At 38.1% G+C, this 21,983-nt stretch carries 17 protein-coding genes; 11 read left to right on the forward strand and 6 right to left on the reverse strand.

The features are described from left to right. Window positions 1–31: 31 nt before the first annotated feature. Both ACZ1GR_RS09950 and ACZ1GR_RS09955 read right to left on the reverse strand, forming a co-directional pair. Window positions 32–2,197 carry a PorP/SprF family type IX secretion system membrane protein gene (locus ACZ1GR_RS09950; protein ID WP_472608835.1) on the reverse strand — a complete coding sequence of 722 codons (2,166 nt, stop codon included), beginning with the start codon at window positions 2,195–2,197 and terminating at the stop codon, window positions 32–34. A gap of 7 nt (window positions 2,198–2,204) precedes the next feature. Then, window positions 2,205–4,463 carry a T9SS type B sorting domain-containing protein gene (locus tag ACZ1GR_RS09955; protein WP_472608836.1) on the reverse strand — a complete coding sequence of 753 codons (2,259 nt, stop codon included), beginning with the start codon at window positions 4,461–4,463 and terminating at the stop codon, window positions 2,205–2,207. A gap of 245 nt (window positions 4,464–4,708) precedes the next feature. Here ACZ1GR_RS09955 and ACZ1GR_RS09960 point away from each other — a divergent pair, with 245 nt between their 5' ends. Further along, window positions 4,709–6,394 (forward strand): glutamine--tRNA ligase/YqeY domain fusion protein, encoded by a 1,686-nt coding sequence (locus tag ACZ1GR_RS09960; RefSeq protein WP_472608837.1) that lies wholly within the window; start codon window positions 4,709–4,711, stop codon window positions 6,392–6,394. A 168-nt stretch (window positions 6,395–6,562) separates the two neighbouring features. Here the strand turns inward: ACZ1GR_RS09960 and ACZ1GR_RS09965 are convergent, their stop codons facing one another. Then, the gene (locus ACZ1GR_RS09965; RefSeq protein WP_472608838.1) at window positions 6,563–7,690 is read right to left on the reverse strand and encodes an FG-GAP repeat domain-containing protein; all 1,128 of its coding nucleotides are present in this window, start codon (window positions 7,688–7,690) and stop codon (window positions 6,563–6,565) included. Continuing rightward, window positions 7,683–8,609, reverse strand: a complete 927-nt coding sequence (locus tag ACZ1GR_RS09970) for an SPFH domain-containing protein (RefSeq protein ID WP_377767610.1) — start codon at window positions 8,607–8,609, stop codon at window positions 7,683–7,685. Before ACZ1GR_RS09970 ends, ACZ1GR_RS09965 begins: the two co-directional genes overlap by 8 nt. Before the next feature lie 180 nt (window positions 8,610–8,789). On the opposite strand from ACZ1GR_RS09970, the gene ACZ1GR_RS09975 reads away from it, so the two are divergent. The 3 genes from ACZ1GR_RS09975 to ACZ1GR_RS09985 all read left to right on the forward strand — a co-directional run bounded on the left by ACZ1GR_RS09975 (window position 8,790) and on the right by ACZ1GR_RS09985 (window position 10,745). Next, window positions 8,790–9,416, forward strand: coding sequence for a hypothetical protein (locus ACZ1GR_RS09975; protein WP_472608839.1), 627 nt, complete (start codon window positions 8,790–8,792; stop codon window positions 9,414–9,416). Between the two features lie 119 nt (window positions 9,417–9,535). After that, window positions 9,536–10,207, forward strand: a complete 672-nt coding sequence (locus tag ACZ1GR_RS09980) for a DUF4386 domain-containing protein (protein WP_472608840.1) — start codon at window positions 9,536–9,538, stop codon at window positions 10,205–10,207. A gap of 142 nt (window positions 10,208–10,349) precedes the next feature. Beyond that, window positions 10,350–10,745, forward strand: coding sequence for a hypothetical protein (locus tag ACZ1GR_RS09985; protein WP_472608841.1), 396 nt, complete (start codon window positions 10,350–10,352; stop codon window positions 10,743–10,745). A 4-nt stretch (window positions 10,746–10,749) separates the two neighbouring features. Here the strand turns inward: ACZ1GR_RS09985 and gltX are convergent, their stop codons facing one another. After that, window positions 10,750–12,282, reverse strand: a complete 1,533-nt coding sequence (gltX, locus tag ACZ1GR_RS09990; protein ID WP_472608842.1) for a glutamate--tRNA ligase — start codon at window positions 12,280–12,282, stop codon at window positions 10,750–10,752. Window positions 12,283–12,331: 49 nt separating this feature from the next. Beyond that, the gene (locus ACZ1GR_RS09995) at window positions 12,332–13,378 is read right to left on the reverse strand and encodes an alkane 1-monooxygenase (RefSeq protein ID WP_472608843.1); all 1,047 of its coding nucleotides are present in this window, start codon (window positions 13,376–13,378) and stop codon (window positions 12,332–12,334) included. Window positions 13,379–13,452: 74 nt separating this feature from the next. On the opposite strand from ACZ1GR_RS09995, the gene ACZ1GR_RS10000 reads away from it, so the two are divergent. The 7 genes from ACZ1GR_RS10000 (at window position 13,453) to ACZ1GR_RS10030 (ending at window position 21,828) form a co-directional block, all read left to right on the forward strand. Beyond that, a complete protein-coding gene (locus tag ACZ1GR_RS10000; RefSeq protein WP_472608844.1) occupies window positions 13,453–16,917 on the forward strand; it encodes a hypothetical protein in 3,465 nt (1,154 codons plus the stop codon). Then, window positions 16,907–17,329, forward strand: a complete 423-nt coding sequence (ybeY, locus tag ACZ1GR_RS10005) for an rRNA maturation RNase YbeY (RefSeq protein WP_472608845.1) — start codon at window positions 16,907–16,909, stop codon at window positions 17,327–17,329. Before ACZ1GR_RS10000 ends, ybeY begins: the two co-directional genes overlap by 11 nt. A 5-nt stretch (window positions 17,330–17,334) precedes the next feature. Further along, window positions 17,335–19,203, forward strand: coding sequence for a tRNA uridine-5-carboxymethylaminomethyl(34) synthesis enzyme MnmG (gene mnmG, locus ACZ1GR_RS10010; RefSeq protein WP_472608846.1), 1,869 nt, complete (start codon window positions 17,335–17,337; stop codon window positions 19,201–19,203). 38 nt (window positions 19,204–19,241) lie between these two features. After that, a complete protein-coding gene (locus ACZ1GR_RS10015) occupies window positions 19,242–19,670 on the forward strand; it encodes a hypothetical protein (RefSeq protein WP_472608847.1) in 429 nt (142 codons plus the stop codon). Between the two features lie 77 nt (window positions 19,671–19,747). Beyond that, window positions 19,748–20,290: a hypothetical protein gene (locus ACZ1GR_RS10020; RefSeq protein WP_472608848.1), complete on the forward strand. Its 543-nt coding sequence runs from the start codon at window positions 19,748–19,750 to the stop codon at window positions 20,288–20,290. Next, window positions 20,268–21,098, forward strand: coding sequence for a class I SAM-dependent methyltransferase (locus tag ACZ1GR_RS10025; protein WP_472608849.1), 831 nt, complete (start codon window positions 20,268–20,270; stop codon window positions 21,096–21,098). Before ACZ1GR_RS10020 ends, ACZ1GR_RS10025 begins: the two co-directional genes overlap by 23 nt. A gap of 223 nt (window positions 21,099–21,321) precedes the next feature. Beyond that, window positions 21,322–21,828 (forward strand): OmpH/Skp family outer membrane protein, encoded by a 507-nt coding sequence (locus tag ACZ1GR_RS10030; protein ID WP_472608850.1) that lies wholly within the window; start codon window positions 21,322–21,324, stop codon window positions 21,826–21,828. Window positions 21,829–21,983 lie beyond the last annotated feature (155 nt).

Here is a 21,983-nt window from a genome sequence, read left to right on the forward strand (position 1 = left end):
ATGAGTTTTAAAGCATACAAAACAACTTGGCCTAAGCTATTTTATTAGGCTTAACACGCATTATCCACATTTTATCATCGTAGGCATCATCTAACCTATCATAATAAGATATAAGTGCGTTGTTCCAAGTTTCGTGTTTTTTCAAATACACATATTTGTAGTTGTTCTCTGGATTAATAAAGTAACCCGCATTTAAACCTTGTGCATTTAGTTTTTTCACAAATCGATTTGCATTTGAGGTATTTGCAAAAACATTGGCGATGATATAGTACCCGCTACCAACTCCGTTCAGGTTATAGGTTTTTGCAGTTACTTCATTTGGGTTTTGTTTGTTGTTCTCAACAATGTTCTTTTGAAGGGTATTTGCCCCGTACTTAGATGTGCTAGTAGTAGCGGCGATGTCATTGGTATAATCATCTGTGCCTTTCACTTTCATTACCCACATATCATTATTGTAAGTTCCGCCCATTTTTGAAGCATAGGCGGTCATGGCTTCTTGTTTATTGGCAAACTTCTTTAAATAGACATACTTGCGCCCGTTACGTGGATTTTCTATATAATCTGCATCAACACCCTGAGATTCTAAATCTTCTAAAAAAGTGTTCATGTATTTTTCTCCATTGTATACATTGGCCACAATGTAATAACCACTCTCTACATCAGGAATATTGAAGGCCTTTAGTCTACTGTTTATCTTCTTAGAAGGCTTGGCCGTAGTTGGTCGGTAAATCTTATCTTTTACTACAGCACTTGGAGTATCTGTATTAGCTGCTATAGCGGCTTTCTTTTTGATATTGTTTTGTAATGAAATTGCGTCTTTCTTAGAAGAAGTCTTTATCTCGTTATTAGAAATACGAGAAGTTTTTGGAGTCGTCTTTAAGGCTATGCCCTGTTTTGTAGAAGCCGAACTGGTTATGCCCTGATTCGAAATAGGGTTGTCAGTTTTAACATTGTTGGCGATGCCCATACTATCCGCGTCTTGAAAATAAGCCTTTCGGGCTTTGTTCTTTAAATTAGGATTGCCATTTGTTTCTCTCTGAACCATTCGCATCACCATATTGAACCTACGCTCCAGATCGGACTCCCTAGTGCGCTCAATAGAATCTTGACGAAGCAACAACTCATCAAGAATGGCGTCGTTTTCGGCCAGTTTCTGTTGTAAGTCAGCTATCAAGGCGTCTTTTTCGGTTATGGAGATTTCTTCTACTTCTGGCTCTTCATTTACAACAAGGTCTTCATAATCTTTTTCAAGCATTACACGGTCTTCCGTCAAGTTTGGAGTAAAAGAATAGGCCAACGAAATTTCATGAGTAGCCCCAAAATTTTGGGCTTGTTCGCTTAAACCTTTTTCAATGGTATACCCTAACGAAATATTCTTTGTTAAATTAAAACCAATACCGGCTGCAGCGCCATAAAAATCATCATATCCAGCTTGTAGCCATCCTAATTTTGGAAGGTCAAGAATAAGATTTCCGCCAAGGGTATAACCGTCTTCGCCGACCCTTTTAACTCTTGCTAAAGGCATAAGACGACCACTTTCAAAAATACCTTCAGTAGTTTTAAACTGATGGGTATATTGTAAATGGCCAGAATACGTTTTCTCGTTAAACTCGGTATTCGACTCACTTGTTTTTAAATTATAATCAAAAAGATTTTCTGCAAAAACACCAAAATCAAATTGCCCGTAAGAAATATTAAAACCAGGTTGAAAAGATATTAAAGAACTGTCATCTAAACTATTTAAGACAACATCATCGGGGTCTAGGGTATTTGCACGGCCTTCATCAAAACCACTTGTGTAATACGAGAAGTTGGCACCAAAAGTGAAATTGCTTTTTTCACTTAATTTAATTCCATAGGCGTAGTTGGCCAATAAGCCAAGATTGCTAAAAAGACCTTCACGCTGAGTATAAAGACTTAGTCCAAGACCACTCCTATCCCCTATTCTACCGCTATAACTCAGATAGTAGGTTTGATTGTTGTCATCAAAAGATACCGATTGGTTTCTATGAAAAAGATTAATATAAGACTTATCTTCTCTTACCGTCGAAAATGTTGGGTTAATTAAAAACCTGTTGAACTTTATTAAGTTCTGTGATGGGGCTTCGTAGGTCAAAAAAGGATTTTCCTCTTGTGCATACATGCCTGAACACATAAGTGTGACTATAAGAATACTAAGTGCTTGAATCTTTCTCATGATGAGCTTAGCGAATAACTGTTATGGTTCCTTGATTTAATGTTTTACCGCCATTAAGAATTCGGTAATAGAAAATCATGTTTTGTTTGGTAAATGCCGTTGACGATTGTGGCCAGTTGTTTTGGTAATCGGGTTGATTTAAAATCTCTTCACCATTTTCATTATAGATAATAACGGTCACGTCTGGTTTTCTCGAAAAGGTATTAGGTAATACCCATAAATCGTTTATGCCATCTCCATTTGCTGTGATTACGTTGGGTATTGCAAAATTGTCCCTAAAAGAAACGGTAAAGGTTCTTGTTACTTGACAGCTGCCTACTGAGGCCACCAAAAGGTAGGTTCCTTCTTCGCTCAAAGAGACCGAGTCAGTACTTGATATTCTGGTGTTGCCTTCATCGTACCACTCGTAAGACTGGGCTCCTGAGGCAGTGATAGTTTGGGCACTACCTTCTTGAAAGATGATGTTTTCATCAGCATCTACAGTAACGATAGATTCATCAAACTGAATAATTGTAACCTGATTGGATCTAACCGGGCAACCAGTGCGTTGCACCTCTAATTCATAAACCCCAGTTTCACTAGTGGTAAGTGAACGGTCGGTTGTTGAGACGGTATTGCCATCCCTTGTCCATGTAAATGTTTCATTCGCTAAATCAATGTCTGCCGTAAGGGTAACGCTATTGATGCCATCGCAAAGGGCTAAGTCCGTACTGCTAATAGTAACGGTTTCTCCGCTAGCCAATGTGGCGTTTCTTTCATTGGAGTTTGGGCTAAAAGAATCTAAACTACCTTCTAATGTGTAGTTGCCGTTTTCAGCTGCAGAGGCCAAAGAAATGGTATTACTTGTTTCACCGGCTACGGCTATGCCATCTTTCAACCATTGATAAGAGAAGTCAGCTGATAGGTCCGCAGTCACATCGGTTCTAGTGCCATCCGTTGCAACCGCGTTGATTTGTGTTAAAGCCAATACTGCGCTTGTGCTTTCACAAGAAGTATAGCTACTTGAAAAATCAATAGTAAATTCAAAGCTGGCTGGTAACACTGCAGTAGTGTTTTCAGAATCTTTTGTGTTTCCTGAACAGGCACCACCATTTTCGGTTACTCTCGCAAAATAAACACCTACAGCAGAAATTTCTAATGTCGTATTTGTTTCACCAGCGAGGGGGCTTCCATCTTTATACCATTGGTATGTTGCACTTGAAGCTGTAGAAGAAACGCTTAAGGTTCTTGTTTGGCTTGGTAGTAAAACGATATTGGTATCATTACCTAAGGAAACAGAAAAGTTTCCGGCATTCGAAATGGTGATGGCGTTTGTAGTTTCTGTACATACACCACTACCCTCAATTTGTAGGGTGTAGTCTCCTTCAAAGTTTGCTGTGGAACTATCCACTGTAAATGAACTGTCGCCTAAAGTTGGTGATGTTACTGCCGTACCATCTTGGTACCACGTATAGGTCCAAGTAGGGTCATCTATATTTGCAACTAAGTCAACGGTCTGCCCCGCACATAAAGTAGTGCCAGAAGAAGCAGCAATGGCGATTCCGGAAGAAGCACCTGTTTGAATCTCTATCGTATTGGATAAAGTATTTGCAGAACCGGAACAATTGGGGCCGTAATCGATTTCCACAAAGTACATTCCATCTTGGGTCACCGTAATGGAGTTTGTTTTTTCGCTTAATAAGGTTCCGCTTCGGTACCAATTATAGTTGTAATTCTCGGGGTCTGGTACGTTGTGTGTCGCTAATGTTACATTGCCGTTGTTGCAATTTTCTATAACCCCACCAGGTGGAATGTTTCCGCTACCATCTTTACTAATAAGAATAGGGTTATTATACCCAATATAATACATCGAAAAGGCGTCTGACTCTGGACTCATAAGTGCAGGACTTGTGCTTCTCACACGAAAGCGATAGCCATCACCCTGCACGTCTGTCGCTAGGGAAAAGCTAAAATCGAAATCAAAATTGGTATTCTTGTCACTAACCCTATCCAACTCTGTAGGGGCATCAAAATTTCCCGAAGCATCGGAAAGCTCAAGAATGAATTCATTGGCAGAGTCCACTAATGGTGGGCTCCAAGTGAAGTTCATAAAGTATTCGTTGAAATCGGCAGAGGCACATGCAGCGGTCCACGGAGAGGTCGCTCCGATGTTCGCATTTGGTGCAGGCTCAGGTTTGTTCAATACTTGACCAATTGCTATTGTGCTGGTGAACAGCGCAATACATGCGGTCAGCATAAGTGTTCTACATAGGTTTACATCTTTCATAAGGCAATGGTTTAGCTTTGGGGTCGCTTTTCTTGCTTTTTAAGATTTTGAGACGGTGTATTTCACTGGCTCAGATGGTAATACGGTATTCTATATACAAATATGATTGATATTAGGGGCAATGGAAACTTATTGTTGTACACACCCCTAAATATGTTGTGAATTCGATTTTTTTGTTGGAGTAGACTCGAAAAACGTACGATACACCGCATTTTTCCTACATTTGCGCTTACAAATTAATTCTGATGGAAAAGGCCGAAAAAGCCCTCAATTTTATTGAACATATTGTCGAAGAAGATTTAGCAAATAATTATAAACGAGACGATTTACGTTTTCGTTTTCCTCCCGAACCAAATGGGTATCTGCATTTGGGCCATGCGAGCTCAATTTGCCTAAATTTTGGGCTTGGCGAAAGCTACAATGCCCCGGTAAACCTACGTTTTGACGATACGAACCCTGCGAAAGAAGAAAAAGCATATGTTGATGCCATTAAAAGGGATGTAGAATGGCTTGGGTATAAGTGGGATAAAGAATGTTATGCATCAGATTACTTTCAGCAGCTTTATGAGTGGGCCATTCAATTGATCAAAGAAGGGAAGGCATATGTAGATAGCCAATCTTCGGAGGAAATGGCAAAACAGAAAGGGACCCCCACAGAACCTGGGGTTGCCGGACCTTATAGAGATAGATCTGTAGAAGAAAATTTAGAACTCTTTCAAAAAATGAAGGATGGCGAGTTTGATGAAGGGAAAAATGTGCTTAGGGCCAAAATAGATATGGCTTCGCCAAACATGTTGATGCGCGACCCTATTTTGTATCGCGTCTTACATAAAGCGCATCACAGAACAAATACCGATTGGTGTATTTATCCAATGTATGATTGGACGCATGGGCAAAGCGATTATTTAGAGCAAGTTTCACATTCGCTATGTACTTTAGAATTTTTGCCACATAGAGAGCTCTACGACTGGTGTTTAGACCAATTGGTATCTTCTGATAAATTAAGACCCAAACAGCGGGAATTCGCGCGTAGAAATTTGAGTCACACGATAGTAAGCAAGCGAAAACTGCTCCAGTTGGTAGAAAAAGGTGTTGTTTCGAGCTGGGACGATCCTCGGATGCCTACGATTTCCGGATTGCGCAGAAGAGGGTACACACCGGAATCTATCCGCAATTTTGCAGATACCATTGGTATTGCAAAACGCGATAATCTTGTTGATGTTTCATTATTGGAATTTCACGTTCGTGAACATTTAAATGAGATTGCACCAAGAGTAATGGCGGTTCTAAATCCCTTAAAATTAGTGATTACAAACTACCCTGAGGATAAGGAGGAATTATTGGAAACCGAAAACAACCCAGGAGATGAAAGTGCAGGTACGAGGGAAGTAACATTTTCTAGAGAGCTGTATATAGAGCAAGAAGACTTTAGGGAAGAAGCCAATCGAAAGTTCTTTAGGTTGAAATTAGGTGGTGAGGTTCGATTGAAAAGCGGATATATTATTAAAGCGGAGTCATGCACAAAAGATACCGATGGGAATATTGTTGAAGTGCAGTGTACCTATGACCCTAAAAGTAAAAGTGGTAGTGGAACAGAAGAAAGTTTACGCAAAGTAAAAGGAACCCTGCATTGGGTTTCGATTAAACATGCTATCACCGCAGAGGTAAGATTGTATGATCGACTGTTCAATGACGAAAACCCTGATGGACATAAGGACAAAGACTTTATGGAATTTGTAAATCCGGATTCGTTGACAACAATTACCGGATATTTGGAACCTAATCTCAAAAGAGCCAAGGTTGGAGAAAAATTTCAATTTCAGCGTTTAGGATATTTTAATGTCGATACCGATTCAAAGCCCGAAAATTTAGTTTTTAATCGTACGGTTACTTTGAGGGATACTTGGGCGAAAATTCAGCAGAAGAATTAATAGTTAAGACTTTGAAAGAAAAATCTTCGTATAAGAAAATCCTATTTGATTGAATATATCAATCGGTATTTTCTATAAAAAACAAGGGTTTTTGAGCTAATTGAAGACCCTTTGTCTAATTATACGCCCAGATGTTCCATGTTGGTATAGAAGCCCTTGTAAATAGCCTTATTTGTCTTTTTTTATTCTGCCATACCTATTTAGGTAATAGAGGTTCAAATCTCCGGAGTTCGCTTCCAAAATATCTAAGTAATTGTCACCGTTAATATCTGCAAGGTGAATATCATAAGTGTCCATCTTAATTTCCGGATTAAGCGAAATTTTTTCAAAAGAGTTTTTCCCCGTGTTGATGTATACATAATTTACCTCGTCTCCATTTGCGTTGACGATATCTAAAAAACCGTCGTTATTTAAATCTGCAACTTTGACGCTCGCGGTTGCCAAGTCTTCCTTTTCGTAAGGTATCTTATTCTTGAAATCTTTTCCGTTACCTAGATACACATAGTTTGAACCAACTAAGTTTCCGGTTACGATATCTGGATAGCCGTCATTATTGATATCACCAATTGCTACAGAACGGGTCTCATCTTTACCTGTACCGAATGGAATTTTTTCCTTGAATACAAGAGAGCCTTCTTGCAGATATACAAAGTTCTGCTGCTCATCACGATTTGCCAGTACTAAATCCAATTTACCATCTTGGTTCATATCATCAGCTACAATGTCTATGGTAGAATCTTCATCTGAGCCAAATGGAACGATTTTGTTAAAATTTCCACTTCCATCGTTAATAGCAATTTCATTGGCGCTGCCCCTATTGGTAAAAAGAACATCCAAATCGCCATCACCATCAATGTCGCTTAATGCAACATTTCTTGTCGGGGTCGTTTCCCCACCAACTTTTCCAGCACGCTCAAATAGACCCTTTCCATTATTTCTATACCAAATATTAGGATGCATGTCATTTCCTGTTACAATATCCAAATCGCCATCACCATCCAAATCCCCCAATTCTGCAGCATAACATGAAGACCACTCGCTATCCAATACGCGGGATGTCCTAAACACACCATTTCCCACATTATAAAAAACACTGTTGGGAGCCGGCCAGTGCCTGCCTTCTGCGGTAACTACGTCTAAGTCGCCATCACCATCCACATCACCAGTAGCTATGGAAGCGGTTCTAATTTCTGCCGCACCAAGGCTTAAAAAATAGCCGCCGGGATTAAAAAAAGGATTTTCTTGACTTAAAACCATTACTGGTAACATCAAAAAAATCAATAATGATTTAACCATTTTTCTTTGGGTTCGTTTTTTTCATTTGCTCCCCGATCATATTGCTCGCTGTAAAAGAAGCCACCATATTGTTCAACATATCACTACCAGCTTGAGGAGAATTTGGTAAAAGAATTAAATTGGTATTGGTCTCCTCACCAATTGATTGCAAAGTATCATAATGTTGTGTTACCACAATTAGCGCCGAAGCTTCTTGAGAATTGATACCAACTTTGTTCAATACTTCAACAGATTCTTCTAGACCACGGGCAATTTCACGCCGCTGGTCTGCGATACCCTGCCCTTGCAATCTTTTGCTTTCGGCTTCTGCTTTAGCTTTTTCAACGATTAAAATACGTGCGGCATCACCTTCAAACTGCGCTGCTATCTTTTCACGCTCCGAAGCATTAATTCTATTCATCGCTTCTTTTACTTGTGCATCAGGGTCAATATCGGTCACTAAGGTTTTGATGATATCGTAACCGTATTCTAACATCGCATCTTGCAATTCACCTTTTACCGCAATGGCGATATCATCTTTCTTTACAAAGACATCATCCAATTTCATTTTAGGTACTTCTGCACGTACTACGTCAAATACGTAAGAGGTAATTTGATCATGAGGATATTCTAACTGATAAAAGGCATCGTAAACTTTACTCTTGATAACTACATATTGTACCGAAACCTTGAGTTTTACAAATACATCATCTAAAGTTTTGGTTTCAATGATAACATCCAATTGCTGAATCTTTAGACCGACCCTTGCCGCAATGCGTTGCACAAAAGGAATTTTAAACTGAATACCCGATTGTCGCACACTGGTAAACTTACCGAAGGTTTCAATAATAACGGCGGTCTGTTGTTTTACAATAAATACACCCGAGAGTATTGTCAAAACGATAAAAAATGCCAAAGGAATCCAAATATAACTGCCCATAGTAATAGTGTTTTTAGTTTATGTGTTTAAAATACAAAAGAGAGTAATAGGTTAGTAGCTTTTAATAGAGAATTGTTACAAAATAGCAAATGGCATGACTTTTCGAAACCGTAACATAGGTGAAGATTTGTTATCTTGGTGAGCCATATATTAATTAGTTATAAAAACGGAAAAGTTTATATGAGACATAAAAACGGAATTTTTGTAATTGGTATTTTGATAATCTTTCTAGGTTCATCTTGTGTTGGCGGAAAATATACCTATGAGTTTGATTCCGGAAAAGAGCTTGATTTTAGCACGGGCAAATGGATTCTTAATAATGTGCAGTCCAATTCAAAAATCAGATACAGCAAAAAGCTATATGAAGAATCTTATGAGGAGTTTAAAAAAATATTAGGTGATTCTTTAATCGATTTAATAGCCTTGAGAAACAGTTCACTAATCGGACCAGATATAAAGTTCGAACCCAGTCGATCAGAGCTAAAGGAACTACATAGAAATTCTGACTCTGATTTTTTAATCAATGTAAGAGGAGAAATTATATCAAATAATGCGAGTAGCTTTTACAGGAACAACCATAGTTCTAGTTATGCAACAAGTAATAGGTCTTCAGTGGCAATTAGAATATACGACTTAAAAAGCGGAACACTTATATCTTCTTCAAATGCAAACGCAATAGATACCGAAAGCCATTCTGAATTGGACAAAGATGGCGCCCTTAATTGGACAACCCGTGCCGAACCAATGATGCTTCGCGCTGTTGAAGGCCTTATTTTAAAGTATAAGAAACATCGGCTAGATAAGTAAAGTATCGAATAGGAAAGGTAATTAATCATCAAGATATTGCTAATGAACTAATTATGGCTTTGCCTCAGTAACAAATCTGTGTGTAGGTCGTCTAAAATTAAGACCAACCAACAACACGAATGAAATCTCCTAGTAAGGCTGCACGAATAACGGGATTGATTGGCATAATTGTGCTTATCAGTGGATCTTTAACGCATTCGATCAATTCGAAGCTAATCAGTAAAGACGACGCCCTGCTAACTGCTCAGAACTTAATTGATTCAGGGTCTTTATTTCGTGTGGGTTTCGTTAGCAGTCTCATTATGGAGACTGTCTTTATTTTTTATGCTTTCGGATTATACAGGTTGTTGAAGTCGGTTAGTAAAAAGGATGCAATGCTTATGCTCCTTCTTGCCCTTGTTCCTGTTCCTCTTTTTATGTTAAATCAACTTAATCAGTTTGCGGCTTATCTTCTCGCACCTGATAATGTTGACCAAATGCTACTTTTCTTAGAATTACATAAATATGGCGGTTTAATTGTGTCCATATTTTTTGGACTTTGGCTCTTTCCTCTTGGGTTTTTGGTTTATAAGTCAGGGTATTTGCCAAAATTTTTGGGTATATTTCTTATGATAGGATGTTTCGGCTATTTAATACACTTTTTCCAAGGGTTTCTAATGGAGAATGAGGAATCATCATTATGGACCAGCCCTTTTCTTATCATTACACATATTTCTGAACTGCTCTTAATGTGTTGGCTATTGATAAAAGGGGTAAATACCAATAAGTGGATGATAGTGAATAGCAAATAAAAACTTTGAACAACCGATTTTTTGCAAAGCATTGATAAAAACAGACTTTTTATAAGTTGTATCCAGTTATTTAACATATTTATAACAGGTTCTAGATTAGGGCAAAGTGCCTTTAAATTGTTTATACATAAAACACTAGAAAATGAGAAGACTTACTTTTATTTTGTTGGGAGCATTAAGCATTTTGGGCTGTGACCCAGTTTCAGATATGGAAGCGGATATTGAGAACCTAACTTCCCAAACCCTGATTATAGACGTTGTTTCCGCAATAGTGGAATTAGATACAACTTTACAGGTAGCACCTGATCAAACACAGCGTTTTCAAGAAGGTTTTGATATTGGCAGCACCTATTTAGAGCCTACATTTATGGATATTGATTCCATTGTTGTTAAAAATCAGGCAGGTGAAGTACTGAAAGTTTACAAGGAAAATAGTCCTGGCAAAAACATCTACAATGTAAGGGATTGGAAATCCAGTGAACCTTCCAAACGGTTTTTTAAGTACGAGTTTGAGATACTTTTAGAGGACTTGGATTAGATGCCTAGCCCAAAGTTTTGATTGCGTTCTCTATACGAACCAAACACGCTTCTTTACCTATCATTGCCAAAATATCAAAGAGGTGGGGGCCTTTTAAGTCGCCCACGATTACCAAGCGTAGTGGTCCCATGACCTTACCAAAGGAAAGTTCGTTAGAGGCTATCCATTCTTTGATTTTGGTCTCTAAATTTTCAGAGGTGAAATCAGAAGTATTTCCAATAATTTTTGCCACATTTTGCAAAATTTGTGGGGTGTTTTCTTTCCACTGTTTTTTTACCGGTTTTTCGGCATAAGTAGTTGGCGCTTCAAAAAAGTAGCTTCCCAATTCCCAAAAATCAGAGGGGAAGTCTGCCCTTTCTTTTATCAATCCTACTACCTTTTCAACATAGCTGTCATTTCCAGCTTCGCGAGAAATTTCTTTTTCGGCCAACACCGAACCAAACAATTCAGCCAATTCTGCGCTGCTTTTGAGCTGTAACCACTGATGATTATACCATTTGGTCTTTTCAGGGTCAAAGCGAGCTCCAGATTTATTTACACGCTCTAAACTAAATTCTTGAACAAGATCTTCAAGAGAGAAGAGCTCCTGTTCCGTTCCAGGATTCCAGCCCAACATCGCTAAAAAGTTAACGACGGCTTCTGAAAAATAACCTGCTTCTCGGTAGCCTTCAGACTCGTTCCAAGACAATGGAAAAACAGGGAACCCTCCTTTTTCACCATCGCGCTTGCTCAGTTTCCCTTTTCCGGTCGGTTTCATGATTAATGGTAGATGTGCAAATTTGGGCGCATCCCAACCAAAGGCATTATACAATAACTGATGTAATGCCAAAGAGGGCAACCATTCTTCACCACGAATAACATGGGTAATTTCCATCAGGTGGTCATCTACAATATTCGCTAAATGATAGGTGGGCATGCCATCACTTTTAAAGAGAATTTTATCATCTAAAACATTCGTATCGATTTCAATATCACCACGGATGATATCATTTAAATGCAATTTTTCATCTTGTGGAGACTTAAAACGAATCACATAGGGCTGACCAGAATCCAGTTTTGATTTTGTGTCTTCCGCAGACAGCGAAAGAGAGTTATCCAACTTTAAGCGATTATGCCAATTATAAATAAAGGTCTTGCCTTTGGCTTCATGGTCTTTGCGATGAAAATCTAATCGTTCAGAAGTGTCAAAGGCATAATAGGCATGTCCTTTTTCTATTAATTCTAAGGCATACTGACTATATAGGTCTTTTCGCTCACTTTGGCGGTATGGACCAAAACGCGTTTCTTTTCCCGGGCCTGTTTTGAGCGGAGTCGAAGGGCCTTCGTCAAAAGGTATTCCGCACCAGTTCAAAGCTTCAATGATATAGTCTTCGGCGCCTTCTACATAACGGTTTTGGTCTGTGTCTTCTATGCGCAACACAAAATCTCCACCATGTTTTTTGGCAAACAAATAATTGAATAATGCCGTGCGAACACCACCGATATGAAGTGGCCCTGTTGGACTTGGGGCAAAACGAACCCGAACTTTTTGACTCATTATTAAAAATTGAGCCACAAAGGTAATGAACTCTTTTAAGCTGAATCTACTATATAGTCAGTCTCATTTCTTTTGGAATACGCTTGTTCATAATGCTAAACCAAAGCGGAGGAATAAAAGATAAAACCATGGACGTAGGATACCCATAGGGCATTTGCGGAGAGATATCATGATAATCTAAAGTTTGGTATTTTTTTGAAGATTTGTAGTGATGGTCACTGTGCCTTGTTAGTTCGTAAAGCACAATTCTACCGATGATGTGATTACTGTTCCATGAATGGCATTCCCTCACTCTTTCGTAACGGCCTGAAGGCAATTTGAAACGTCTTAAACCATAATGTTCAATATAGTTAACGGTTTCTAATAAGAGAAAACCGACCACACCGGCGGCTAAAGCGAATAAGGCTCCTAGTGGTCCGAAAAATATGAAGACGCAAGCAAGGTAAGCAAGCTGAATAAGGGTATAGAAAAACATGTCGTTTTTTAAAGAGAAGAAATTTTTATTTTCAGTCTTTAAGAGTTTGTGTTGAATTTTCCATGAGTTTAGATATTGCCGCAGTGTTGAGGTAAACCAAAACGAATAAACAGATTGATTATACTGTGCGGTGGCTGGGTCTTCTTTTGTAGCGGCGTGGGCGTGGTGCCCAAAGTTATGTTCAATATAAAAATGCATATAAAAAGACGGCAGCAATAATAGTTTGCCCAAGTAGCGCTCAAAGGTTTGTTGCCTGTGCCCCAATTCATGGGCTACATTAATACCGTTTACGCCAAATACGATGCCTATTGAAAATACTAGCCCTATAAAGTCATAAAGTGCATAAGATTGTTGGGTAATATCCCATAAGGTAAATAGCATAAACCCAAAGACTATAGGAATATTTAGATAGAGCATCCAATCAAAGAGCTTGTTTTTCGATTTAATTTCAACTTCTTCAACCTCTAGGTTAGAAGTATCATGAGGCAGTAAAACCTCAAGTACGGGTATAATAACAAAGGCATAAAAAGGAGTAAAAAAACTCATATATCCTTTAAAATAGATGCTGATTGCAGCAGAGATTGGTATCGTTAAGGCCGCTAGATACTTTAAATCCTTCATATCGTCTATTTTAACATAAAATTTTCAGCCCCATTTTGAAACAACGGGTATCTTGGTATTAAATATAGCGGATTTTGGACAGTTTTAATAGCATATTTGAAAAGCTAAACGCCTTTACCAAAAAGTATTACACTAAACTTTTGGTAAAAGGGCTTCTGTTATTTATAACCCTTGGGCTACTTTTTTTCTTGATCATAACAGCTGTGGAGTATTTTCTTTGGTTGGGGTCTACCTTACGTCTTATATTATTATTGGTTTTTGTTGGCATCGAGTTGGTTCTTCTTTATGGTTTTATTTTGACCCCTTTGATTTATCTGTTTAAGGTAAAAAAGGGCATTTCAAAAAGAGAGGCCTCTTTGTTAATCGGAAAGCATTTTCCTAATGTGGCCGACAAGCTGGTTAACCTTTTAGATTTGGCTGAGAGCAATCAAGCGTCAGACTTGCTTGTTGCGGCAATAGAACAACGCTCTCAAGAAATGAGACCAATCCCTTTTGTGAAAGCGGTTGATTTTAAGGAGAATATTAAATATGCGAAGTACGTTCTTATTCCTGTTTTGTTGTTTGCGTTGATATGGTTTTCTGGTAATATCGCAGCTTTTTTTGGGTCGTATAAACGGGTAGTAAATTATGATGTGGCGTATGAACCACCTGCGCCATTTTCTTTTCAACTGCTCAATGAGAGCTTAAATGTATTAGAGGATGAGGCTCTCACACTAAATTTAATTACTGAAGGAAAGGTAAGACCGGAAAACGTTGCAGTAGTCATTGATGGAAAAGAACTATTTATGCAAGAAGTGGACGGACAGTTTCAATTTACTTTTCAGGCTCCATTTAGCTCAACTGATTTTTACTTTTCAGCGAACGGATTTGATTCTAAAGTGTATAGCGTTATCGTAGGAAAAGTTCCAACAATTCAAAATTTTGAAATGAATTTGGCGTACCCGGGATATCTTGGTAAACGAAATGAAGTTTTAAAGGGTACGGGTAATGCTACAATTCCTGAAGGAACAAAAGTTACTTGGAGTATTATTGGCGCACACACAGATGCATTAGATTTGATAACAAGAGACACAATACGTGGTTTTCTAAAGGAGGATGCGCGATTCACGCTTTCAAAATCGATTTATTCAGATTTAGATTATGAGTTGGTCACATCAAACGCTAATGTGAAGGCTTACGAAACTTTGGGCTACCAACTAGAGGTTGTTAAAGATGCCTACCCTTCGGTTAAAGTCGAACAAACCTTAGACTCTTTGAATCCAAATCTATCGTATTATTCTGGGTTGGCTGCCGATGATATTGGATTGAAGAGTATTAGCTTGGTCTATTATCCTAAAAACAAACCACAGCTTGGTAAAAAATTGGTTTTGCTTCAGGCCAAAAGCAATGTAGAACAGTTCTATTATACATTTCCGTCAGGCATAAACTTACAAGAGGGTGAGGATTATGATTTATACTTCGAGGTGGTGGATAATGACGGCCTACGAAATGGCAAATCTACTAAAAGTCAAGTGTTTAGCACTACTGTATTGGATGATAATCAATTGAAAAACAAGGAGTTAGAGTCTCAAAAGTCAATTTTGCAGAACTTAGATAAGTCTTTGGAGAATTTCAAGGAGCAAAAAGAAGAGCTACAGAAAATTAACGACAGACAGAAGGAGAACAGTAATCTTAATTTCAATGAACAGAATCAAATAAAGGATTATTTACAAAAGCAGGAGCGTCAAGAATCGATGATGCAAAAGTTCAGCAAAGAACTTAAAGATAATCTGAATAAGAGTGAGAATAATGATGAGTTGAACGAACTGTTAAGAGAGCGTTTAGAGCGTCAAGAATTGGAGGCAGAAAAGAACAAAAAGCTTTTAGAAGAATTAAATAAAGTTGCCGATAAGATTAATAAAGAAGATTTAAAGAAACGATTGGAAGAGCTCAGTAAGAAACAAAGCAATAGTGAACGTAATTTAGAGCAGCTTTTAGAATTGACCAAGCGGTATTATGTAACGGAGAAAGCTTCACAGTTGGCAAAAGAATTGGACAAACTGGCTGAACGACAGAGGTTACTATCAGAGCTGAAACTTGGTGAAGAATTTTCTAATGAACAGCAAGAACGGTTGAATATCAGATTTGAAGAAATTTCCAAAGAGTTATATGAACTCCAAAAAGATAATCAAGCTTTAAAGAAGCCATTGGATATTGATATCAGTGAACAAAAACAAGAAGCGGTTAAAAAGGATCAGCAAGACGCTTTAGAAGAAATAAACAAGCATCAGGGTATAGAGGAGTCTTCGCAGAGTGAAGAAAAACGAAATGCCGAGAATAACGCTTCAAAAAAGCAGAAGTCAGCCGCACAAAAAATGAAAGAGATGAGCGAAAGTTTGGAGCAAAGTTCATCTTCCTCCGGAGGCGGTTCATCTATTGCAGAGGATGCTGAGATGCTGAGACAGATTTTAGACAATCTTATTACATTTTCGTTTAAGCAAGAAAAGTTATTTGATAATATTCAAGAAGCTAGAGGTAATATTTCTGAGTTTTCAAGTACAGTACGGCAACAAAAAGAATTACGGGGACTTTTTGAACATGTAGATGACAGTCTTTTTGCCCTATCATTGCGTAGGGCCGAACTTTCTGAAGTGGTCAATGAGCAGATAACGGAGGTGTATTATAATATAGATAAATCTTTGGAGAGTATAGCGGATAATCAGATGTATCAAGGGGCTTCATATCAGCAGTATGTATTGACAGCTTCCAACACCTTATCGGATTTTTTGGCCAAGCTGCTGGACAATATGCAGCAGAGTATGCAGTCTGGTTCTGGCCAGGGTAAAGGAGACGATTCACAGTTGCCTGATATTATAAAAGGACAACAAAGTTTACAAGAAAAGATGGGGCAACAGGGGCAATCTGGTAAACAAGGAAAGCAGGGAGGAGAAGGAAAAGGCGAGAAAGGTAAAGATGGCGAAAGTGGAAAAGAAGGAAATGAAGGAAAGGAAGGTAGTTCTGGCAAAGAGGGTGATGGAGGGAATAATGGTGAAAATGGCAAAGATGGTGAAGGAAAAAATGAAAAAAAAGGTGATGGAAAAGGAAATAGTGAAGGTCAAGGAGGCAATGGACAATCTGAAGCACAGTTAAGAGAAATCTTTGAAATTTATAAGGAACAGCAAGTTTTGCGCAATAAGCTAGAACAGCAGTTGAAGAATATTCTACAACGGGATAAACAGGACTTAGCAAAAAAGTTGGTTCAACAAATGGAAGATTTCGAAAATGATTTGTTAGAAAACGGAATAACGCAGCGCACGGTGAATAAGATGAATAGAATTCAACAGCAGTTGTTAAGATTAGAAAATGCGGCTTTGAAGCAAGGGGAGAAAAAAGAGCGAGAAAGCAAAACAAATGTAAACCAGTTTGAAAATCCCATTTTGACAAAACCGACCTTATTGAACAACAAAAGCAATACCATTGAGATTTTAAATAGACAAGCCTTACCTTTGCGGCAAAATTATAAGCAAAAGGTTAAGAACTATTTTAAAGATGAAGGTTGATTTTCACTACGAACTAGATTTTAGGTTAGAGGATAGTTTAAAGTTTTCCGATTGGATAAGTAGGATTATAGAAAAGGAGAATTCATCATTAGGGAATTTGAGCTATATTTTTTGCGATGATGAGTACCTAAGTAGCATCAACCTAGAGTATTTAAACCACGATACGCTTACCGATATTATTACATTTGATTATACAGAAAACAACACCATATCTGGTGATGTTTTTATATCTGTAGAGCGTGTGAAGGAGAATGCGGAAGGGTTTAAGGTTGAATTTAGAACGGAGCTGTTGAGAGTGATGAGTCATGGCATTCTACACTTACTAGGCTACAATGATAAGGGCGAAGAGGAGAAGGCCGTAATGCGAAATAAGGAAAATGAAATGATGGAATTGTTCCACGTGGAACAATAAGAATTATGTTTGATAAAGAATACGATGTAATAGTAGTTGGTGGAGGTCATGCAGGCGCAGAAGCAACTGCCGCCGCTGCCAATATGGGGTCAAAAACTTTGTTGATTACCATGAACCTTCAGACTATTGGGCAAATGTCCTGTAATCCTGCTATGGGCGGAATTGCAAAAGGACAAATAGTTAGGGAAATTGACGCATTAGGTGGATATAGTGGTGTTGTAACCGACAAGTCTGCAATACAATTTAAGATGCTTAATAAATCTAAGGGCCCTGCTATGTGGAGTCCAAGGGCCCAGAATGATAGAATGCGTTTTGCTGAAGAGTGGCGTCTGGCTTTGGAGAATACCCCAAATGCGGATTTTTACCAAGAGATGGTTTCCGGCTTGCTAGTGGAAGGAGGCAAGGTTGTTGGGGTCAGAACGTCTTTAGGCATAGATGTAAGGGCAAAGGCGGTTGTGTTGACAAACGGAACTTTTCTAAATGGACTAATACATATTGGAGAAAAACAATTTGGTGGCGGCCGGGCAGGCGAAAAAGCGGCAACAGGAATAACAGAACAATTGGTTGATTTTGGCTTTGAAAGTGGTCGTATGAAAACAGGCACGCCACCAAGAGTTGATGGAAGGTCGTTGGATTATTCTAAAATGATTCTTCAACCAGGCGATAATAATCCTGAAAAATTCTCTTATTTAGAGACACCAAAATTAAAGGAACAGCGCGACTGTCACATGACCCATACAAGTCAATTGGTGCATGATTTATTACGCGAAGGTTTTGACCGATCCCCAATGTTTAATGGTAGGATTAAAAGTATCGGCCCGCGATATTGCCCTTCGATAGAGGATAAGATAAATCGGTTTGCGGATAAGAGTTCACATCAAATTTTTGTAGAACCGGAAGGATGGCATACGGTTGAGGTCTATGTAAATGGATTTTCTACCTCTTTGCCAGAAGATGTTCAATATAAAGCTTTGAAATCTGTTGTAGGTTTTGAGAATGTAAAGTTCTTTAGACCGGGTTATGCTATTGAATATGATTATTTTCCACCTACTCAGTTGAAACATACTTTGGAAACGAAGTTGGTGAATAACCTGTATTTCGCAGGTCAAATTAATGGAACAACTGGTTATGAAGAGGCGGCGTCTCAAGGCTTGATGGCAGGCATCAATGCCCATTTAAAGATTAATGAGAAAGAGCCTTTTATGCTTAAAAGGGATGAGGCCTATATAGGGGTTTTAATAGACGATTTAATCACAAAGGGCACAGAAGAACCTTATCGTATGTTTACCTCAAGAGCCGAGTATAGAACTTTGTTACGTCAAGACAATGCAGATTTAAGATTGACTCCAAAGGGTTATGAGCTAGGTTTGGCCAAAGTAGAACGTCTTAGAAGGATGGAAGAAAAGGAAAAGAACTCCGATAAGTTTGTTGCGTTTTTTAAAAACACGAGTTTTACTCCAGAGGAAATCAATCCAATTCTTGAAGAGGTTTCATCTTCTCCGGTAAAGCAATCTGATAAAATGTTCAAGGTTTTTTCACGACCTAATGTGACTATGGACCATATGCTGCGATTAGATGCTGTTTCCAATTTTGTGGCTGAACATAATTTAGGCACCGAGGTTTTGGAGCAGGCGGAAGTACAGGTAAAATACTCAGGATATATTGCCAAGGAAAAAAACAACGCAGATAAATTATTGCGCTTAGAAAATATTAAAATACCAGAGGATTTTGATTACAGAAAATTGAAATCATTGTCATACGAAGCTCGTGAAAAGTTAGAGGCAATTCGGCCGGTTACCATTTCTCAAGCATCGCGGATAAGTGGTGTTTCGCCATCCGATATCAGTGTCTTGTTGGTTTTCTTGGGCAGATGATTAACAGTATCTTTTTTAGGCAGCAGAAACCGCTTACTGTGAAAATACTGGGCATAAGTTTTGGCGTATTAGCGGCGCTTGCCGCCATGGAAAACATAAACGAATTAGAGCCCGTTGTTACGATGGCCTGCATCAGTTTAATTTTGCTATCGTATTCAATTTCTTTTGAAATTAGGCAAGATTATATTCACAAAAAACATTTCAAGTTGTTTGGCTTGAGCCTATTTAAATGGAAGTTGCATTGTATTGAACCAGAATATGTGACGGTATTTTCTGCAAGCAGTTCTAAAGGTTCAGATTGGGGTCCGGTTGCAGCGATGAACGGGAAATTAAGCGAGCAAAATTATGTCGTAAGAATTTTTAGAGGCAGGCAGTATTTTACCTTATTAAGAACGAAATCTAGGTCTTTGGCAGAAACCAAGGCCAATGATTTGGGCGAGCTTCTTGGTGTAGAAACCCGTTTCTAATCAAGAGGTGTTCCACGTGGAACATTGTTTTGGTCTAGTTTTTGATATTAGTGATTTCAACTAATTAAAAAACCAAAATGAGAAAAGCCATCGCCTTAGTGTTAGCATTGGTGTTCTTTAACGCCTGCATCCCACTGCGTATTGCACCAACGATTTCTGATTACAAATTAACCGAAGGAAAACGCTTTAAAAAAGGACTGCCCGAAAAAACGGTGTTTGCTTTTGAAGACCCAAAAGATGCCGAAGCTTTCTACAACTATATTAATATCAAGTATCAACTTGAAGATTACTATGTTGATGTAGAGGTGCCATTTAAGATTGATGATAACGAATACTTTCTTTCTTTTTACGAGGTAGAGATACCAGATAAATCACTGAATCTTTTACCCATGGCAGTCGATGTCGCTTTGGTAGCCTCAGATAGTGAGCCCATATTATCAGATTCTTATGCAACAAGAGATGGCAATTGGTATATCGCCATTGAGGTTTTTAGTGCTACGGAGAAGGATTGTTTACATGAAAACTCCCCTTCAAGAGCCGAAGTTTTATCTTATCTTCGAGCGATAAAAGAGGAATACCTTTCTACGCATAATTATAATGAAACCTTATTTAAAAACTAAAGACTATTCTGTTTCTCAAGAAGAGTTTGAATTACGCTATGATGAAGAGCGCGATATGTTGGTTACATTTCCTGAGCCTAAAGACTTAGAAAAGTATTATGAAAGCGAGGCGTATATTTCTCATACCGATGCTAAAAAATCAATAGTTGAGAAAATTTACCAGTTGGTAAAAAGATATAGCCTAAAAAGAAAACTTGCCCTTATCAATTCTTTTTCACCTTCAGAGAAAACAGTATTGGACGTTGGAGCGGGAACAGGAGATTTTCTTGTCGTTGCAAAAAATCATGGCTGGCAAATTGAAGGAGTAGAACCAAATACAAATGCTAGGGCTAGAGCAAAGGAAAAAGGAATACATCTTCATTCTAACCTAGAGCAACTAAAAAGTAAAAGTTTTGAAGTGATTACCCTTTGGCATGTACTGGAACATTTACCCAATCTTGAGAAACAAATAAAGGACATTGTTTCCTTATTAGCAGAAAATGGAACCTTGGTTATTGCCGTGCCCAATTTTAAATCATACGATGCAAAACATTATGGTAATTTTTGGGCGGCTTTTGATGTGCCAAGACATCTTTGGCATTTTTCAAAAAAATCAATCGAGCAACTTTTTAAGCCTCAAGGATTACAACTTATAGAAAGTAAGCCAATGTTATTTGATTCGTTTTATGTTTCCCTGCTTTCTGAAAAATACAAATCCGGAAGACAGCGCATGATAAAGGCTTTTTGGATCGGTCTTAAATCTAACCTTAAGGCAAATAGCTCTAAAGAATACTCTTCACATATTTATATCCTTAAAAAAGGCATTTAAGGCCTTTTAAGGGCACTTTGTTATTATGGGCACTTATTGCTATGTCAAATAAAATTATATGCAAAATAGGCCTGTTTAATAAGTCAAAAATCAATAGACAGAATAAATTATAATTTAAAAAAGAAATAGAAAAAATCTATTTTAGAGCAAAAACAATAAAATCATAAACTTTCAAGAATTTGAAATCGCTTTTTATATTTTTGCCGAATCTAAAATTTAAACAATGAAAAAATTATTAGCGCTTGTATTGGTTGTTTTCTTAGCAGCTTGTCAGCAAAATAAAATTGGTTACGTTGACAATATAAAGTTGATGGATGGGTATCAAGAAAAAGTTGATATTGAAGCCAAGTTTAAAACTAAGGCAGATGCCTTAGCCAAGAAACGAGATAGTATTTCGCAGGCATTTCAAATTGAAGTGCAAGCATTTCAAAGTAAGGCTCAAAAAATGTCTCAGAGCAAAGCTCAAGAAGAGTATGGCCTAATTCAACAAAGAGGGCAATTTATGGGGCAGCAATTACAGCAAGAAGAGCAGCAAATGCAAGCTGCCGGCCAAGTAGAAATGGACACCGTTGTAAGCAAGGTAAAAAAAGAAATTGCAGCTTATGGCAAAGCCAACGGATATACCTATATTTTAGGTGGTGGTGATGGCGGAAGCGTACTCTATGGATCTGAAGCACAAGACCTTACAAAAGAAATCCTTAAAATTTTAAATGATAATTACAAGAAATAAATTCTTGTATAACATTAAGCTAGGCCTCAACATTTTTGTTGGGGCTTTTTTATTGGGTTTAAAAGGATTACTGATATAAGTTTCGATAGTGCTCTAGCTTGATGTAAGCCTAAACAAGCTTGAATTTACTTTTGTTTTAAATAATTAGGTATATG

It is taken from the genome of Croceitalea sp. W27 (genome assembly GCF_055693185.1).

What these genes read in the sequence shown, in the direction of transcription:
- ACZ1GR_RS09960 (WP_472608837.1), top strand. Translation starts at nt 4,709, where the DNA reads ATGGAAAAGGCCGAAAAAGCCCTCAATTTTATTGAACATATTGTCGAA.
- ACZ1GR_RS09950 (WP_472608835.1), bottom strand. Translation starts at nt 2,197, where the DNA reads ATGAGAAAGATTCAAGCACTTAGTATTCTTATAGTCACACTTATGTGT.
- ACZ1GR_RS09975 (WP_472608839.1), top strand. Translation starts at nt 8,790, where the DNA reads ATGAGACATAAAAACGGAATTTTTGTAATTGGTATTTTGATAATCTTT.
- ACZ1GR_RS09985 (WP_472608841.1), top strand. Translation starts at nt 10,350, where the DNA reads ATGAGAAGACTTACTTTTATTTTGTTGGGAGCATTAAGCATTTTGGGC.
- ybeY (WP_472608845.1), top strand. Translation starts at nt 16,907, where the DNA reads ATGAAGGTTGATTTTCACTACGAACTAGATTTTAGGTTAGAGGATAGT.
- ACZ1GR_RS10030 (WP_472608850.1), top strand. Translation starts at nt 21,322, where the DNA reads ATGAAAAAATTATTAGCGCTTGTATTGGTTGTTTTCTTAGCAGCTTGT.
- ACZ1GR_RS09970 (WP_377767610.1), bottom strand. Translation starts at nt 8,609, where the DNA reads ATGGGCAGTTATATTTGGATTCCTTTGGCATTTTTTATCGTTTTGACA.
- ACZ1GR_RS10020 (WP_472608848.1), top strand. Translation starts at nt 19,748, where the DNA reads ATGAGAAAAGCCATCGCCTTAGTGTTAGCATTGGTGTTCTTTAACGCC.
- ACZ1GR_RS09965 (WP_472608838.1), bottom strand. Translation starts at nt 7,690, where the DNA reads ATGGTTAAATCATTATTGATTTTTTTGATGTTACCAGTAATGGTTTTA.
- ACZ1GR_RS10025 (WP_472608849.1), top strand. Translation starts at nt 20,268, where the DNA reads ATGAAACCTTATTTAAAAACTAAAGACTATTCTGTTTCTCAAGAAGAG.
- gltX (WP_472608842.1), bottom strand. Translation starts at nt 12,282, where the DNA reads ATGAGTCAAAAAGTTCGGGTTCGTTTTGCCCCAAGTCCAACAGGGCCA.
- ACZ1GR_RS09995 (WP_472608843.1), bottom strand. Translation starts at nt 13,378, where the DNA reads ATGAAGGATTTAAAGTATCTAGCGGCCTTAACGATACCAATCTCTGCT.
- ACZ1GR_RS09980 (WP_472608840.1), top strand. Translation starts at nt 9,536, where the DNA reads ATGAAATCTCCTAGTAAGGCTGCACGAATAACGGGATTGATTGGCATA.
- mnmG (WP_472608846.1), top strand. Translation starts at nt 17,335, where the DNA reads ATGTTTGATAAAGAATACGATGTAATAGTAGTTGGTGGAGGTCATGCA.
- ACZ1GR_RS09955 (WP_472608836.1), bottom strand. Translation starts at nt 4,463, where the DNA reads ATGAAAGATGTAAACCTATGTAGAACACTTATGCTGACCGCATGTATT.